Origin of the sequence: Butyrivibrio sp. MB2005, assembly GCF_000424285.1 — a bacterium.
Classification (GTDB): domain Bacteria; phylum Bacillota; class Clostridia; order Lachnospirales; family Lachnospiraceae; genus Butyrivibrio.
Window position 1 is genome coordinate 123,769 of the sequence record NZ_AUJP01000010.1, and the last position, 16,249, is coordinate 140,017.

Annotated in this window: 12 protein-coding genes and 1 tRNA gene; 5 read left to right on the forward strand and 8 right to left on the reverse strand. The window is 43.6% G+C overall.

The features are described from left to right. Positions 1 to 17: 17 nt before the first annotated feature. Complete coding sequence (locus G610_RS0106270) at positions 18 to 2,156, reverse strand: DUF2264 domain-containing protein (protein ID WP_242829620.1); 2,139 nt, start codon at positions 2,154 to 2,156, stop codon at positions 18 to 20. A 34-nt stretch (positions 2,157 to 2,190) separates the two neighbouring features. Beyond that, positions 2,191 to 3,363 carry a glycoside hydrolase family 88 protein gene (locus G610_RS0106275; RefSeq protein ID WP_026524119.1) on the reverse strand — a complete coding sequence of 391 codons (1,173 nt, stop codon included), beginning with the start codon at positions 3,361 to 3,363 and terminating at the stop codon, positions 2,191 to 2,193. Between the two features lie 267 nt (positions 3,364 to 3,630). Here G610_RS0106275 and G610_RS0106280 point away from each other — a divergent pair, with 267 nt between their 5' ends. From G610_RS0106280 to ptsP, 5 genes are all read left to right on the forward strand, one after another. Then, positions 3,631 to 4,386 carry a DeoR/GlpR family DNA-binding transcription regulator gene (locus G610_RS0106280; protein WP_026524120.1) on the forward strand — a complete coding sequence of 252 codons (756 nt, stop codon included), beginning with the start codon at positions 3,631 to 3,633 and terminating at the stop codon, positions 4,384 to 4,386. Between the two features lie 29 nt (positions 4,387 to 4,415). Continuing rightward, a complete protein-coding gene (gene pfkB, locus G610_RS0106285; RefSeq protein ID WP_026524121.1) occupies positions 4,416 to 5,321 on the forward strand; it encodes a 1-phosphofructokinase in 906 nt (301 codons plus the stop codon). Between the two features lie 94 nt (positions 5,322 to 5,415). Next, on the forward strand, positions 5,416 to 7,347 hold the full coding sequence (locus G610_RS0106290; RefSeq protein WP_026524122.1) for a PTS fructose transporter subunit IIABC: 1,932 nt from the start codon (positions 5,416 to 5,418) through the stop codon (positions 7,345 to 7,347). Positions 7,348 to 7,363: 16 nt separating this feature from the next. Beyond that, the gene (locus G610_RS0106295; protein ID WP_026524123.1) at positions 7,364 to 7,627 is read left to right on the forward strand and encodes an HPr family phosphocarrier protein; all 264 of its coding nucleotides are present in this window, start codon (positions 7,364 to 7,366) and stop codon (positions 7,625 to 7,627) included. A 100-nt stretch (positions 7,628 to 7,727) separates the two neighbouring features. After that, complete coding sequence (gene ptsP, locus G610_RS0106300) at positions 7,728 to 9,434, forward strand: phosphoenolpyruvate--protein phosphotransferase (protein ID WP_026524124.1); 1,707 nt, start codon at positions 7,728 to 7,730, stop codon at positions 9,432 to 9,434. 128 nt (positions 9,435 to 9,562) lie between these two features. Here the strand turns inward: ptsP and G610_RS23015 are convergent, their stop codons facing one another. From G610_RS23015 to G610_RS0106330, 6 genes are all read right to left on the reverse strand, one after another. Further along, positions 9,563 to 9,727 (reverse strand): hypothetical protein, encoded by a 165-nt coding sequence (locus tag G610_RS23015; RefSeq protein WP_155830974.1) that lies wholly within the window; start codon positions 9,725 to 9,727, stop codon positions 9,563 to 9,565. Positions 9,728 to 10,069: 342 nt separating this feature from the next. Beyond that, positions 10,070 to 11,605, reverse strand: coding sequence for a Na+/H+ antiporter NhaC family protein (locus tag G610_RS19945; RefSeq protein ID WP_035791717.1), 1,536 nt, complete (start codon positions 11,603 to 11,605; stop codon positions 10,070 to 10,072). Positions 11,606 to 11,864: 259 nt separating this feature from the next. Beyond that, complete coding sequence (gene gdhA, locus G610_RS0106315; protein ID WP_026524125.1) at positions 11,865 to 13,199, reverse strand: NADP-specific glutamate dehydrogenase; 1,335 nt, start codon at positions 13,197 to 13,199, stop codon at positions 11,865 to 11,867. A 279-nt stretch (positions 13,200 to 13,478) separates the two neighbouring features. Further along, positions 13,479 to 14,696 carry a Gfo/Idh/MocA family protein gene (locus G610_RS19950; RefSeq protein WP_081667272.1) on the reverse strand — a complete coding sequence of 406 codons (1,218 nt, stop codon included), beginning with the start codon at positions 14,694 to 14,696 and terminating at the stop codon, positions 13,479 to 13,481. A gap of 8 nt (positions 14,697 to 14,704) precedes the next feature. Further along, positions 14,705 to 16,135 (reverse strand): SH3 domain-containing protein, encoded by a 1,431-nt coding sequence (locus G610_RS0106325; RefSeq protein WP_026524126.1) that lies wholly within the window; start codon positions 16,133 to 16,135, stop codon positions 14,705 to 14,707. Between the two features lie 39 nt (positions 16,136 to 16,174). Further along, a tRNA-Arg gene (locus tag G610_RS0106330) sits at positions 16,175 to 16,246 on the reverse strand. Positions 16,247 to 16,249 lie beyond the last annotated feature (3 nt).

Below are 16,249 nucleotides of genomic sequence, written 5' to 3' on the forward strand. Positions count from 1 at the left end.
TACCGCCTTATTTTTTCTTAAAGCATCATTCTGCCCTCGAGCAGCTCGTAATTTATATCGTACTGCGCTTTATTTGAGACTCCGTCTGCTAAAGTTATGCTTACAGATCCGTAAGCTCCTGTCATGTCCTTGTCTGAGTATACGATCTCCTTTATAGGGAAAAGCTCATCCTCACCAAAATCTTCATGGCTCTCTTTTGTGATGGTCTGTGAGATCAGTACATAATCCTCCGAGCTGTCATAGAGGTTTTTCTTATAATACTTTCCATATATAATAACAGATTTTTCACTGTCGGGATTGGTGCCGGTGCTCTTTATGATTTCAAGATCATAGAAGCCGGTATAAACAGTCATGGCAAGCTGCTTCTCTCTGCCCTGACTATCATGCCCCTTAAGGATTATTGCCTTTGCCGTTATTTCCTTTGCTTCGCCTGTTATGCCTGATGATATCTTAACCTTCTTTTCTCTGCGTATCGCCTGTGTGCTTCCATTATCAGGAAAACCGTATGCTCCAAGAGTTATTGTCACATCCGGTCTGAAAAGCCTTAGCTTGTCTGCTCTTATAATGCCGTAGTTTACAGGAAAATCTGCAAGATTAACCGCATTAAACCAGTGGCACTCAGTCTCAAGCCTGTAATTGAAGAACTGTCTTCTATATAAAACTCCGTCCTTTTCACCACCCCAGAATGTCACATTGCATCTGTCCATATCTCCCGTTGTGCCATCGGTAAGCACATACTGCATGGACTCTACATCCTCAGCAGGAGCAGACTCCCAGGGATATTTTGAATTAAAGGAAAGCTTACTGTAATTCCACATTCCGTGGATGTCGCTTCCATCCTTAACAACCTTGCCTGTTCTTAAGATTGTTGTCTTGTTTTTAGGATGATTTGAAAAGCTAAGGGCAGGGCCATCAAGGGTAGTTACTTTAACACTGTCTTTATCCCAGTCACCGTTATTTTCTTTTGCCGTCCAGAAAGGATGATCTGCTGGCAGATGCAGGCAAAGGAACGCTTTTCCAATCCAGTAAACGGACTCTGCGCAGGAATATCCCTGTACAAGAGGAGTAAACTGCCCATAAAAACCAAGGGCAGGAACCATGTTCTCCAAAAAGTCATCCCTTGTGAGGAACTGCAAAAGTGAACCCGATGAGATTCTTCTTGCTCTTCCGGGATCTGCCTTAGGGTTCTTCAGAAGGAAATTTGCATCAAGAGGACTTACTGCCGCAAAGCGGTAAATACAGCTTCTTCCCCACATCATGGTATAGCCATCCCCGTCAAAGAAGTCGGGATAGGTCTCCATCAGCTTATTTGAAGCTTCTTCAAATTTCTCAGCGATATAGGGCTCATTTTCATAGCCATACCATAGATTCCATATAGGCGCATATACATTAAATGCCCAGCAGGAATAGTAATCAAAGCTGTGGCCATCCCTAAACCAGCCATCCCCTACATAATAGGAAAGAATTGCCTGTGCATGCTCTCTCATCACATGCTCGTCGATCTCATATCCTTCCATATAAAGGAATGCCATATCCAGCATATTGAAAAGACGCCAGTTCTGAGGAACGGTTGCAGCATGGGCATAGCCTTTAAGAAAAGTTGCTATAGAATCTCTTTCTTCCTTAGAATATCTGTCCCAGATTTCTTCCTTGCAGGCCCAAAGACCTATTACCAGAGCACAGGTCTCAACAGTCTGCTGGAAACAGTTTGTGGGATCTTTACTTCCCGTTATGGCCATAAGCTCCTCATAGGTGCTCACATATTCATCACTGTCCTTAATTGTAAGCGCACGAAGAATATGCTCACTGTAGTAATCCCTGAGCTTTATTCCGCCAATCTCGATTTCAGGATTTTCATGAATAAGTACAGAGCCTATGAAAAAAGTACGGGTAAGTCCCTCGAAAATCTCAGCTCTTCTCTCAGCATCGCGCCTTCCTTCATCTGAGTTCAGGTGAGGATATGTCACCTCTGTTTCCGTTCTTGGCACAACAGGTGCATCGTCTATACTCTTTAGATTTTCAAAAAGTCCTCTTAAAAGATAGACTCCTGCATCTATCCAGTGCTTTCTTGTAACTCCCGTATAGGGGCTCAGCTCATAATCAGGCTCTTTTACCTGAAATACTTCTTTGGAATTCATGTTCAAATCTTCAGTCATAATTCTCCTCCGGGTAATCTATGCAAGCTCTAAGTCACCACAAATACTCGCCTCTTCCCAAAAGATAAAGAAGGGCTTCTATATAGTAGTAGTCACCGTAAATGATGGGGAAATGATGCTCCTTGTCATGGTAAGCCGCTGTACAGTTAATAAGAAGCTCATCATGTTCAGGATCAAAATCGCAGCGTTTCTCTGTAAGAGTCTTAAGTATTTTTATGGCTGCATCGCTGTATTTTACCCCGTGAGCGTTTTTGATCATTTCAGGAAGCTCTGAACTATCTGCACTTTCTAAAGCTTTTGAAAGCTCATCTGCAAGATGCATTAGTCCGCAGGCACCTATTGCAGCAGCTGTCGAATCCTCATAGGCAGGTTCCGCCGGTTGCAGGAAATCAACAGGGATCAGCCCGCTTTCAGGAATATGCGCTACAAAGAAATCAGCCACATTCATTGCAGTCTCAAGATATCTGAAATCACCTGTATGAATATAGCTCATTACAAAGCCATAAATTGCCCAGGTCTGACCTCTTGTCCAGGCTGTACCTTCAGCGTAGCCCTGACCTCCATGCTCTCTGACAAAACCTTCGCCGTTTAAACCAAACTCAACGATGTGTCTTGATGAACCATCCTCTCTGATAAACCAGTCCATGGCAGTGTCAGCATGTCTTACGGCTATCTGTCTGAATCTCGGATCATCCACCGTATCGCTTGCCCAATAAAGAAGCGGTAAATTCATCATACAGTCAATTATGGCGTAGCCCCTCGTATCCCTGTCATCGCCCCAGTCATTCCAGGCGCGGATAAACTCTCCTTCTACATTAAAACGACCTGCCAGATTTGCTGCAGCAAGAAGTCCTCTGTTTTTTGACTGCTCATTTCCTGTAAACCTGTAATTGGCAACAGCTGTAAGGAGCCACTTAAAGCCGCTGTCATGATCCATTCCGTTGTACTGAAGGAAATTGGCATCAAGCTTTTCCTCAATCCTCTTAGCTGCTCTCTCATATTCCTCATCACCGGTTTCCCTAAATAGCTGCCACAGCATTCCACCATAGAAACCATTGGTCCACCAGCACACGTTATCCTCTGATTTATCATCAAAAACGTGGTTTTTAGCAGTGTAAGGAAGCTTATCATAATTTCTTCCTACCACCTGCTTTTCTTTTTTAATCACCTTTGAAAGGGCATCTTCAGCCCAGGTAAGATTTCCCATTTTTGTACTCCTTCTCTAATGTAAAAAGTTCATGCCTACCTCATTGTATATTTTAAATGTTTTAAAACCTTAATGTATAGAAAAAGCTTTCACTATTATCGATTATTTTGTCCTGAGTTAATTTTGAGCGTTAGTGATTATTTATAATCTTTTCTGATAATTTTGGTTATTTTTATTCGCGTATATTGATTTTCTTTGATTGACTTTGATTATTTGTGATGCTATTCTGATTTCAGAGTATGAATATTGAATAGGGGATGATCAAAAATGCTCACAGAAGAAAGACGAAACGAAATCGTAGCTTATATAGAAAAGCATAATGCTGCTACCGTTCAGGAACTGGTTGATGCTCTTGATGCATCTGCAGCAACCATACGCAGAGATTTGTCAGTACTTCATGATGAACGCAGGATTATCAAGGTTTTCGGGGGTGCTACTTCTCTTAAGGCCAAGGATGTCAACACCGTTGAACCTACCGTTGCTGAAAAGGCAAGCCGCAACACTCAGGAAAAGGATCTGATTTCAGAGTATGCCGCATCACTCATACAGGACAACGACTTTGTCTACATTGATTCCGGTACCACTACTCTGCATCTTATCGATCACATCACCAATAAAAATGCAAAGTACATAACAAACGGAATCGTACATGCAAAGAGAATGCTTGAGCTAGGACTTTCAACCATGATAATAGGCGGACGAATCAAGCCCGTTACAGAGGCGGTTATCGGTCCTGACTGCGTGGAGGCACTTTCAAGATTCCATTTTACCAAGTCATTTATGGGTACTAACGGAATCTCCGTTCCTGCAGGTTTTACCACACCTGATGTGGACGAGGCACTGGTTAAAGCTGAGGCAATCAAGCACACCTACCTCTCCTACGTCCTGGCAGATCACACCAAGTTTGGTGTTGTAAGCTCCGTTACTTTTTCAGATCTTCGAAGCTGCTGCATCATCACCGACACTGCTCCAAGCAAAAAGTATTCTGACCAGACAATCATAAAAGCTGTCATTCAGAAATAAACTTCATTTAAAACCATAAGGAGGTTCAAATGATTTACACTGTAACTTTTAATCCGGCAATCGACTATATTGTTCGCATGGACAAGCCGCTTGATCCCGGGATGACCAACAGATCCGTATCCGAGGATTGCTTCTTTGGCGGTAAGGGAATAAATGTTTCCACTGTCCTTAAGAACCTGGGTATCGAGAACACAGCCCTTGGCTTTGCTGCTGGTTTCACAGGCGAGGCAATAGTTGAAAGCGTTGTAAAAAAAGGTATTATTGCGGACTTTATCATGCTTAAGGAAGGAATTTCCAGAATTAACGTAAAGATCAAGTCCGATGAAGAGACCGAGATCAACGCTCAGGGGCCTGCAATCAGCCAGGATGCATTGGATGAGCTTTTACTTAAGCTTGATAAGCTTGAAAAGGATGACATTCTCATTCTTGCGGGAAGTATTCCAAGCACTCTTCCAAGCAATGTCTACGAGATAATTCTTGAGAGACTTGAAAGCAAAGGCGTTATTTTCGTAGTTGATGCTACAAAGGATCTTCTTATGAATGTCCTTAAGTATAAGCCCTTCCTCATTAAGCCCAACAATCACGAGCTTGGTGAGATGTTCGGTACAGTTCTTAAAACTGACGATGAAATCGAGGAGCATGCCAAGAAGCTTCAGGCTATGGGTGCAAGAAACGTACTTATTTCCATGGCTGGTGACGGAGCAATGCTCATAACAGAAGACGGAGAAAGATTCCGCGTAGGTGTTCCAAAGGGAACAGTTAAAAACTCAGTTGGCGCAGGTGATTCAATGGTAGCAGGCTTTGTTGCAGGCTACATGAAAACAAAGGATTACCGCACAGCTCTCAATATGGGAACTGCTGCAGGCAGTGCCACTGCTTTTTCCGATGATCTCGCAACAGGCGAGCTTATCAACAGTATTTACGAAACTCTGTAGGTATTTCACCGGGTAGTTTCGTCAATATATAAGACACAGGTTATTGGGGATGACCTCAAAATTCAAATGCGCTAAGCGTAGAAAGGGAGAAAACATGAAAATCACAGATTTACTCAAAAAAGAAGGGGTAAGCCTGAATCAGACAGTTGCTGATCAGAACGCAGCAATTGACCTGATGGTGGCTCTTCATGACAAGGTAGGCAACTTAAACGACAAGGCTGCTTTCAAGGCAGCTATCGAGGCAAGAGAAGCAAAAGGCTCAACTGCGGTTGGTATGGGGATAGCCGTTCCGCACGCAAAGTCTGCTGCAGTTAAGCAGCCGGGTCTCGTAGCAATCACTGTTCCAAACGGCGTTGATTACAAGTCACTGGACGGAAAAGAAAGCAATCTTCTTTTCATGATCGCTGCTCCTGAAGGCGCTGCAGACACACACCTTGAAGTTCTTTCAAAGCTCATGACCATGCTTATGGATGTAAACTTCACCAAGTCTCTTGTTGAAGCAAAGAGCGCTGATGAGTTCTTATCACTCATTGACAAACAGGAAGCTGAAAGAGACAAGAAAGAAGCTGAAAAAGAAGCTGGAAAGGCTTCTGCTGCACCTGCTAAAAAGACCTGCAACATTCTTGCAGTTACAGCATGCCCTACAGGTATCGCTCATACCTACATGGCAGCTGAAGCTCTTGAACAGAGCGCAAATGACAATGGCATTTCAATCAAGGTTGAGACTGATGGATCAGGCGGTGCCAAGAATGTTCTCACAGATGCTGAGATCAAGGCAGCTGACATCATTATCGTTGCAGCTGATAAGAATGTAGAGATGGCTCGTTTCAACGGCAAGAAGGTTATCAAAGCTTCCACAGCCGATGCAATTCATCACTCAGCCGATCTCATCAATCGTGCTATCGCAGGGGATGCTGCTGTTTATCAGCACTCAGGTCCTGTTGAAGCAGGTGCATCATTCGACAATGAGAGCGCAGGAAGAAAAGCATACAAGCACCTTATGAATGGTGTATCACACATGCTTCCCTTCGTTATCGGCGGCGGTATCCTTATAGCAATTGCATTCCTTTTGGATGACTATTCAATCGATCCCGGCAATTTCGGTTCAAATACACCTATTGCTGCATGGTTTAAGTCAATCGGCGGAACAGCATTCGGATTCATGCTTCCTATCCTTGCTGGATTCATTGCTCAGAGTATTGCTGACCGTCCCGGTCTTGCAGTCGGTTTCGTAGGTGGTGCTCTCGCTGCATCAGGCGCAACTTTTGCAGCTCCCGGCGGAAATGTTCCTTCTGCTTTCCTTGGAGCTCTTGTAGCTGGTTTTGCAGCAGGTTACCTCGTAAATGGTCTTAAGAAGATTACAGCAGGACTTCCTGCAGCCCTTGAGGGAATTAAGCCCGTTCTTATCTACCCTCTCTGCGGTATCCTCATCATTGGCCTTGTAATGTGTGCAATCAACCCTATCGTTGGTGCTCTTAACAACTGGATTTATGACATCCTCGAGGGAATGGGCACAGGATCAACACTTATCCTTGGTGCACTTCTTGGTGCAATGATGGCAACTGACATGGGTGGCCCTCTCAACAAAGCAGCTTATGCATTCGGTCTTGCTTCACTTGCAGCACAGAATGAGACAGGATTCATGATCATGGCAGCAATCATGGTTGGTGGTATGGTTCCTCCCATCGCAATTGCACTTGCAACTATCTTCTTTAAGAAAAAGTTCACAGTAGCTGAGAGAAAGTCAGGTCCCGTTAACTTCATCATGGGTCTTAGCTTTATCACAGAGGGTGCAATCCCCTTCGCAGCAGCAGATCCTCTTCACGTAATCCCTTCACTTATGGTTGGATCAGCTGTTTCAGGTGCTCTGTCAATGCTCTTTAAGTGCTCACTCAGAGCTCCTCACGGCGGAATCTTTGTATTCCCTGTTGTAGGCAACGTTGCTATGTATCTCGTAGCACTCCTTGCAGGTTCTCTTGTTGGATGCTTTATGCTTGGTATCCTCAAAAAGGACGTAGAGCAGTAAAAGAAAGGAAAAAAATATGGTATCAAAGAATATTACAGTAAAAAACGAACAGGGTATGCACATGCGTCCCGCAAGTCTTCTTTCACAGAAGGCAACACCCTTTGAAAGCAGCGTAAAAATCATGTTCAACGGAAACAGCTATGACGCAAAGAGCGTTATGTTCCTTATGAGCGCTTGCATCAAATGCGGTTCAGAGATTGAACTTGTTTGCGATGGTCCCGATGAAGAGAAAGCTCTTGCAGAGATTTCAGAGTTCATCGAATCAGGAATGGGTGACTGATCTGCTTACCCCATAATCATCTTTATAGGGCAAACTAATATGTTCCGGATTGCACAGGCTGCAGTCCGGAACTTCATTAAAATCAAATCGGAGGCATAAAATGTATAAAGGAATTGCAGCATCACGAGGAATCGGCATTGGAAGTATCTGCCGCATAATTGAACATGATCTTTCTTTTGAGGCAAAACAGGTAACTGACACAGCTGCTGAGAAGGAACGTTTTCACAAGGCTATTGCTGACTTCGTAGAAGAAACAAATGCCATGGCTGAAGATATCAAAAAACGCATAGGTCCCAAGGAAGCTGAAATTCTCATGGGTCATGCTGTTATGATCTCCGACCCTGCCATGTCAGGCGAAATGGATAAAATGATCGACTCAGGTCAGTGCGCAGAATCAGCCCTTACCGCTGTCTGCGACATGTTCATCGGTATGTTTTCCAAAATGGACGATGACATGATGCGTCAGAGAGCTTCAGACATCTCTGATGTAAAGGTAAGTGTACTAAAAAAGCTCCTTGGCATCGAGGACATCGATATCAGCAAGGTAGCACCAGGAACTGTGCTTGTATGCAAGGATCTTACTCCTTCCATGACATCACAGATAGTAAAAGAGAACGTAACAGGAATCATCACAGAAATCGGTGGCAAAACATCTCACTCTGCCATCCTCGCCAGGGCTCTTGAAATCCCTGCTGTCCTCTCCGTTCCCGGAATCGTGGACGAGGTTAAGGACAAGGATACAGCCATAATCGATGGCACAGAAGGCGATGTTTACATCAATCCCGACGGCGATATCCTGTCAAAATATATGTTAAAGCGTGAGGAGTTCATCAAGAAGCAGGCTGAGCTTAAGACCTTTGTAGGTAAGGAAACCGTAAATGCAGATGGTACAAAGCTTGATCTTTTCTGCAACATAGGAACTCCCAAGGATGCAAAAAAAGCTATGGAATGCGACGGCGAAGGTATCGGTCTTTTCCGCTCAGAATTCCTTTTTATGGACAATACACACCTTCCTACAGAGGACGAGCAGTTTGAAGCCTATAAAGAGGCTGTAGAGACCATGGAGGGCAAAACAGTCATTATAAGAACTCTGGATATCGGCGGTGATAAGGATATCCCTTATCTTGGACTTGAGAAGGAGGAAAATCCTTTCCTTGGTTACAGAGCTGTTAGATATTGCCTTGGTAATTCCGATATGTACAGAACTCAGCTCCGTGCCATTACAAGGGCAAGTGCCTTTGGCAAGGTTAAGATCATGATTCCTCTTGTAACCACTGTAGATGAAGTAAGAAGCGTAAAGAACCTTGTAGCTGAGATTAAGGACGAGCTCAAAAATGAAGGAATCGCTTTTGATAATGACATAGAAGTAGGCTGCATGATTGAGACTGCATCAGCATCACTTATAGCTGATCTTCTTGCAAAGGAAGCCGCATTCTTCTCAATCGGAACAAACGACCTCACACAGTACACCATGAGCGTAGACAGAGGAAATCCCAAGGTGGCATACCTCTACTCCTCTTTCCAGCCCTCAGTATTAAGGTCCATTAAGCACATCATAGAATGTGCTAACGCAGCAGGAATTCCTGTTGGAATGTGCGGAGAAGCCGCAGCAGATCCTCTTATGATTCCTCTTCTTATGTCCTTTGGTCTTGATGAATACAGCGTAAACCCTGTACTTGTTCTCACAGCCCGCTGCATCATCTCCAAATGGTCCAAGGAGGAAGCAGATGCCCTCACAGCCAGAGTCATGGCTATGGACACCGAAGAAGAGATCGTAGCAGCCCTTAAAGAGGCAGCAAAAGAATAATAAATAATAATATAGGGTAAGCTGCGAAGCTCCGCTGCTTACCCTTTTAAATTAGATTTTGACATAAAAAATGCCAGCACGAACATCTTATTCGTACTGGCAATTATTTTAACATTTAATACCTGCTATCAGGCATTCTGAATACTTTTTAACATCTCAATAGCTGTTCTACCCTCAGCGACTGTAATCGTGGTAGTATTGCTGTCATACTTTCCAAGTAATCTGCTACGCATCTCCTCGGGGTGATTGTACAGCTGGTCCATGATGCGATCAAAAGCTTTTTTCCATTCCATAATTCTCTCCTTGCTAATCTGAAGGTCCCCGCCATCAGATCTTGAAACACGCGTCAGTATCTCCTCCCAATAAAGATATCGCTTTTTTCAAGTGCAGTGTTTATATTAAAGCAAGAAAAGGCTTAAATCAAGGGAAAAAGATTAAGAAAATCTTAAAATTCTGTGATTTATCTATGTTGTACAACATCTAGTGTAAGCCCTGTTTTTCTCTATACTAAATGCACTATTGAAAAAATTTTGTTTCTTCCGGATGACGCCAAAATGGAGAAAAATTTTATGATTTTGGTTAAAATGCTTCTTCTAAATTTCGCATCAATGTATTCAAAATTTCATCAACCAAATTTATTTTTCTTTTGCTCCAAAGGTCTTAACCAGCAACAGACAAACTACCATAAGCGCAATTGAAACAGGCAGGCATACAAGCCAGTTCCTTACCCAACCTGCAATCACATAAGCAACTACTGAAACTGCTGCAGCTGTGATAGCGTAAGGGAGCTGAGTTGATACGTGCTTGATGTGATTACACTGTGCACCTGCACTGGCCATGATGGTGGTATCAGAAATAGGTGAGCAGTGATCTCCGCAAACAGCACCTGCCATGCAGGCAGAGATAGCGATGATCATAAGCTCATTGTTCATATCTGATCCAAATACTTTGGCAACTATAGGAATAAGGATACCAAAGGTTCCCCAGGATGTACCTGTTGCAAATGCAAGGAAAGCACCGATTATGAACACGATTGCAGGAAGAAGGCTCATAAGAGCATTATTGTCTGCAATATTAGCCACAAGACCGCCTACATAATCTGCTGCGCCAAGGGAATCTGTCATTGATTTAAGTGTCCATGCAAAGGTAAGAATAAGGATTGCAGGCACCATGCTCTTAAAGCCCTCAGGAATAGCATTCATGCACTCATTAAAACTAAGAACCTTTGTAGCCACCATAAATATAACTGTTACAACCAAAGCCACTACAGAGCCATATACGAGGCCTACAGAGGCATCTGAATTTGCAAAGGCATCTACAAAGCTTTCGCCTTCAAAGAATCCACCTGTGTAGATCATTCCTATTACGCAGAAAAGAATAAGTGAAATGATAGGCAGTACAAGGTGAATAACCTTACCTTTTCCGGAAACAGGAGGATTAGGCTGATCCTCAGCACCTGTCATACTTGAATGGCCTGTTACCTCATCTACCTTAGCAGACTTAGAACTCTTCATGGCATCTTCTGCTTTTCTCATAGGACCGTAGTCAAGACCTGTGAAAGTCAGTGTCAGCATCATTACGATAGTAAGAAGTGCATAGAAATTATAAGGGATAGCTCTTACGAAAAGTGTAAGACCATTAGCTCCGTCAACAAAGCCTGTTACAGCAGCAGCCCATGAAGATATGGGAGCGATGATACAAACAGGAGCAGCTGTGGCATCAATAAGGTATGCCAGCTTCTCTCTCGATATCTTATGCTTATCGGTAACCGGCCTCATAACAGAACCTACTGTAAGGCAGTTAAAATAGTCATCGATGAAAATAAGGCATCCAAGAACAATTGTCGCAACCTGAGCACCTGCCTTGGTCTTAACATGCTCTACTGCCCATCTTCCAAAAGCAGCCGAGCCGCCCGCTCTGTTCATTAGCATGACCATACTTCCCAAAATTACAAGGAATATAAGAATACCTACATTCCAGCTGTCAGAAAGCTGTCCAATCATACCATCAACAAAAACATGCTGCATTGTGCCTGTGAAGCTGAAATTCGTGTAGAGAAGACCTCCCACAACGATTCCGATGAACAGGGATGAGTAAACTTCCTTTGTGATCAGCGCCAGAGCTATCGCGATAATAGCCGGAACCAGCGCCCAAAAACTGTTAGCAAACATAGAATTCCCCTCCTAAACTTTTTTCTTATTAAAGGAATACCGCACCAGGTAGTACTGATGCGGTATTAGTTTTAAACATTATACTATATTACGTTAAAGTAATAAACTAAATTCTAATTTAGTCAGATTTGTAATTCAAGACTCGCAAGCGAGTCTTGAGCGCCGGATTCGGGTCTGCAATGGCAGACATATTCCTATCCGAATCCGTGCGCATCCTTGCGGAGCATGTAACTTAGTTGGAGTTAGATCTCCAACTAAGTTACACAATACCCTGAGCCTTCATAGCCTCTGCAACCTTAAGGAAGCCTGCGATGTTAGCACCTGCAACATAGTTGCCTTCCATGCCGTACTTTCTGGCAGCATCATCAATATTGTGATAGATGTTAACCATGATCTGCTGAAGCTTAGCGTCAACCTCTTCGAAGGACCAGCTAAGTCTCTCAGAGTTCTGGCTCATCTCAAGAGCTGATGTAGCAACACCACCTGCGTTTGCAGCCTTACCACCTACGAACATAACCTTGTTAGCCTGTAAGTACTCTGTAGCCTCGATTGTTGTAGGCATGTTAGCACCTTCACATACTGCCTGAACACCGTTAGCAACGAGCTGCTTAGCATCTTCAAGATCAAGCTCGTTCTGAGTTGCGCAAGGAAGAGCAACATCACACTTGATGCTCCATACGCCTCTGCCCTCGTGGTACTCAGCTGACTTTCTAGCTGCTGCATACTCTGTAAGACGTGCTCTCTTAACTTCCTTAACCTCTTTAAGAAGTGCAACATCGATTCCTTCGGGATCATAGATCCAACCTGTAGAATCAGAACATGTAACAGGCTTTGCACCAAGCTGCTGAGCCTTCTCGATAGCGTAGATAGCAACGTTACCTGCACCTGAAACAACTACTGTCTTGCCCTTGATGTCAGAGCCGTTGCACTTAAGAAGCTCCTGTGTAAGGTAAAGAAGACCATATCCTGTAGCCTGTGTACGAGCAAGTGATCCACCGTATGTAAGACCCTTTCCTGTAAGAACGCCTTCGTATGAATCACGGATTCTCTTGTACTGACCAAACATATAACCAATCTCACGTCCGCCTACACCGATATCACCTGCAGGTACATCAGTATCAGCACCGATGTGTCTGTAAAGCTCATTCATGAAGCTCTGGCAGAATGCCATTACTTCTCTGTCAGACTTACCCTTAGGATCGAAGTCTGAACCACCCTTACCACCGCCGATAGGAAGGCTTGTAAGTGAGTTCTTGAAAATCTGCTCGAAGCCAAGGAACTTGATGATACCAAGGTTTACTGAAGGATGGAAACGAAGTCCTCCCTTGTAAGGTCCGATTGCTGAGTTAAACTGTACACGGAAACCATTGTTAACCTGTACCTGTCCCTTATCATCTACCCACGGTACTCTGAAAAGGATCTGTCTCTCAGGTGTTACAAGTCTCTCAAGAAGAGCGTCTTTTCTGTACTCCTCCTCGTTAGCCTCGATAACAACTCTAAGTGAATCAAGTACCTCCTTAACTGCCTGGTGGAATTCCGGCTGAGCGGGATTCTTCTCTACTACATAGTTGTAGACTTCATCAACGTAAGACATTTTTCTTTCCTCCTGTTTTTAAAAAAAGTGTACAAATAGGATTATGCTTGCAGAATCCTCGCGCGCGAGCAGAATTGCGAAGCAATTATCTTCGTTTCTGCGAGCTGCGCATCCTGCGGAGCACTTTTTTATTACCCAAAATTATTTTTGGGTAATAAAAAAGAGCGTAAAGATCTAAAGGTCTTTACGCTCCCTTGCGCAGACACCACTGTCTGTCAAGTATTATTCCACATACCTCAAAAATCGTCAAGCACTTTATTGCTTTAAATCGAAAAAATTTTATTCTTCGTCCTTTTCCTCTGCTTCTTCATCAGAATTTTCGGCATTCTCAGTCTCTTCTGTTTCCTCAGAATCAGAAGCTTCTACAGTTTCAGCTTCACCATTGGAATCATCTACTGGACTATCCTCAGATACTTCCTCTGAGAGGCTCTCTGTTACTTCATCAATGATCTCTTCTACTGTTTCAGCTGATTCTACACTCTCAGATGTCTCGGTCTGCTCTTCATCAAGATTATCATCATCCTGAGGGAATTTAACGTCTATCTGCTCTCTGATGAAATCCATCATCTTCATGATCTCAAGAGACTGAGCCTTAGGCATCTCAGGGCATTCCTTCCAATTCTCGTTAAGAGAATTGATAGCAGACATAACCTCGTACTCGTATCCGGTTATCTGCTTCTCTTTCTTGTAGAAGCCCTCTTTAATACCGGCGTTGTTATATACCGTAATGCTTTCAAAATTGTTTATATTCTCGACCTCAATATGTCCATTGGTACCAAAGATGAATCCCTTACCGCTTCCACAGGAAATAGCTGAACATGTGATAACGGCAATCTGACCGTCTCTGTAGCTGAGAGTAATACTATCCTGCATATCCATGCCGCCGTCACCCTTCTTGGAAACTGCGGAGATATTAACAACATCATTACCCAAAACCATGGATGCAAAATTAAGTCCATATACACCAAGATCAAGTAGTGCACCGCCACCAAGAGAAGCATCGGTTATTCTCTGCTTCCATGCAATATTATAGCTAAGATCGGCTGTAACCATCATAATATCGCCAATCTTATTGCTGGAGAGAATCTCCTTAAGCTTACCTGCAAGAGGTATAAATCTTGTCCACATAGCTTCAGCAAGGAACAGATCCTTCTCAGCTGCCATTTTAAACATCTCAGCTGCCTGCTTCTCATTTAATGCAAAAGCCTTCTCACAAAGAACAGGCTTGCCATATTCAAGAGCAAGACAGGTATTCTCAAAATGAGCAGAATGGGGCGTAGCTACATATATGAGATCCACCTTGGGATCCATGCACATCTCCTGATATGAGCCATAGGCACGCTTCACCTTGTTTTCCTTGGCAAAAGCCTCTGCCTTCTCATATGTCCTTGATGCTACCGCATAGCAGGTTACTCCCTTCATTCCCTTGAGAGTCCTTGCCATAGTTCCGGCAATACTACCGGTGCCCATTATACCTACTCTTTTTGAATTAAACATACAGCTCCTTACTCGGTAAGATACTCAGCCATAATATAGCCTGTATCACCCTTATATTCTACTTTTGCCCATCCGTTAGCGTACTGCTGCTTAACATCTACTGTATCACCGGCATAGATTGTATGAAGAATATCTGAATCAGTACTCTGTGACTTACGAAGTCTTACTGTCTCCGATACTCTCATCTTACCGGTTGCACTGGAATCAACCTTGGACTTATTCTCGGTATTCTCAGCGGTTTCAGTCTGAGTCTCCTCTGTAGTCTCCTCGGTGGTCTCTTCTGTAGTTTCTTCAGTCTCAGCGGTATCGCCCTCTTCTGCTACTTCTTCGAAATACTCGGTTTTAACAAAAGCGGTGCCGCCATTGTACTCGATCTTACTCCATCCGTTTGCACGTGCTTCAAGCTGTGTGTATACTTCACCAATCTCAGTCTTGGCAAGCTTATCAGCTGTTTCGGAATCAGAACTTCTGATATTTACTACATCTTTAGCTTTTATCTTGGTTACTGCAGGAGTACTCTCTTCTGCAGTCTCTTCTGTAGTCTCCTCTGTAGTTTCAGCCTCTGCAGCATCAGTCTCCTGAGCCTCTGCTGTCTCCTCAGTAGTCTCTTCTGCAGACTCGCCTTCCTGTGCTTCTCCTTCTTCAGAAACTGTCTCAGCAGTAGGCACTTCACCTGACTCAATTGCTGCCAGGGCTTCTCCAACAGATACCTGGATATTGGCACTCATGTCCGAAAGGAATGTAGCAAGATTCTCATGTGCTGCGATAATGTCGTTGTACTGCGCAGCTACAGAATTATTAAGATCAACCACATCCGCCTGCAATGAAATGTTACTGATATAATCTGTCACACGGTCATCAACCACATCTCCATTAATATAGAGATTACCTGCTTCATTGGTGCAAACATACATAGTCTGCATTCCGGGAAGCGCGGTTGTATAGCCTTCAAACAGGACCTCTGTGTAAACATAAGCCACATAACTTCCCTCTACAGGACCGGGCTTAGTATAAACATCAACAACAGGAATACTTGAGATATACTTGGAAACCTCGCTTAATCTAAGCTCCTCGGTACTCTCCAGGCCCTGATAAATGGACTTGAGAGTATCCATATCACCTGAAGCATAGGCACTAAAATACGTATTCATAAGCGAATTAACATCATCATACGCATTCTTCTCAAGCTCTACCTCAGGAACTATATAGCTTCCATCCTCAGCTACTGATGTAACTGCATTCTCAGGCTCAGTAGCCACGTCACTCTTGTTTGCCTTGAGGGCAAGTACAATGGTAAGAACCACTGCCACCACGAGAACAAGCGGCATTACCAGCTTTTTATTATCTGAGATGTACTCAAAAAAAGTCCTCTTATCCTGTGCTGCGAACGGATTAGACTCCTTCTTATTACCTTTAAAGTTCATTTTCTTAAAATTCATTTCTTAATTCCTTATCCACCGCCACATTTTCGTAAAATATGCACCCGACAGGAATCGAACCTGCATTAAAGGCGTCGGAGGCCTCCGTTCTATCCATTAGACTACGGGTGCGGA

Excerpts from the sequence above, each read along its gene's own strand:
- G610_RS0106295 (WP_026524123.1), top strand. The coding sequence starts at position 7,364 with ATGGTATCAAAGAATATTACAGTAAAAAACGAACAGGGTATGCACATG.
- G610_RS0106325 (WP_026524126.1), bottom strand. The coding sequence starts at position 16,135 with ATGAATTTTAAGAAAATGAACTTTAAAGGTAATAAGAAGGAGTCTAAT.
- G610_RS19945 (WP_035791717.1), bottom strand. The coding sequence starts at position 11,605 with ATGTTTGCTAACAGTTTTTGGGCGCTGGTTCCGGCTATTATCGCGATA.
- G610_RS23015 (WP_155830974.1), bottom strand. The coding sequence starts at position 9,727 with ATGGAATGGAAAAAAGCTTTTGATCGCATCATGGACCAGCTGTACAAT.
- G610_RS0106290 (WP_026524122.1), top strand. The coding sequence starts at position 5,416 with ATGAAAATCACAGATTTACTCAAAAAAGAAGGGGTAAGCCTGAATCAG.
- G610_RS0106280 (WP_026524120.1), top strand. The coding sequence starts at position 3,631 with ATGCTCACAGAAGAAAGACGAAACGAAATCGTAGCTTATATAGAAAAG.
- gdhA (WP_026524125.1), bottom strand. The coding sequence starts at position 13,199 with ATGTCTTACGTTGATGAAGTCTACAACTATGTAGTAGAGAAGAATCCC.
- G610_RS0106270 (WP_242829620.1), bottom strand. The coding sequence starts at position 2,156 with ATGACTGAAGATTTGAACATGAATTCCAAAGAAGTATTTCAGGTAAAA.
- pfkB (WP_026524121.1), top strand. The coding sequence starts at position 4,416 with ATGATTTACACTGTAACTTTTAATCCGGCAATCGACTATATTGTTCGC.
- G610_RS0106275 (WP_026524119.1), bottom strand. The coding sequence starts at position 3,363 with ATGGGAAATCTTACCTGGGCTGAAGATGCCCTTTCAAAGGTGATTAAA.
- G610_RS19950 (WP_081667272.1), bottom strand. The coding sequence starts at position 14,696 with ATGTTTAATTCAAAAAGAGTAGGTATAATGGGCACCGGTAGTATTGCC.
- ptsP (WP_026524124.1), top strand. The coding sequence starts at position 7,728 with ATGTATAAAGGAATTGCAGCATCACGAGGAATCGGCATTGGAAGTATC.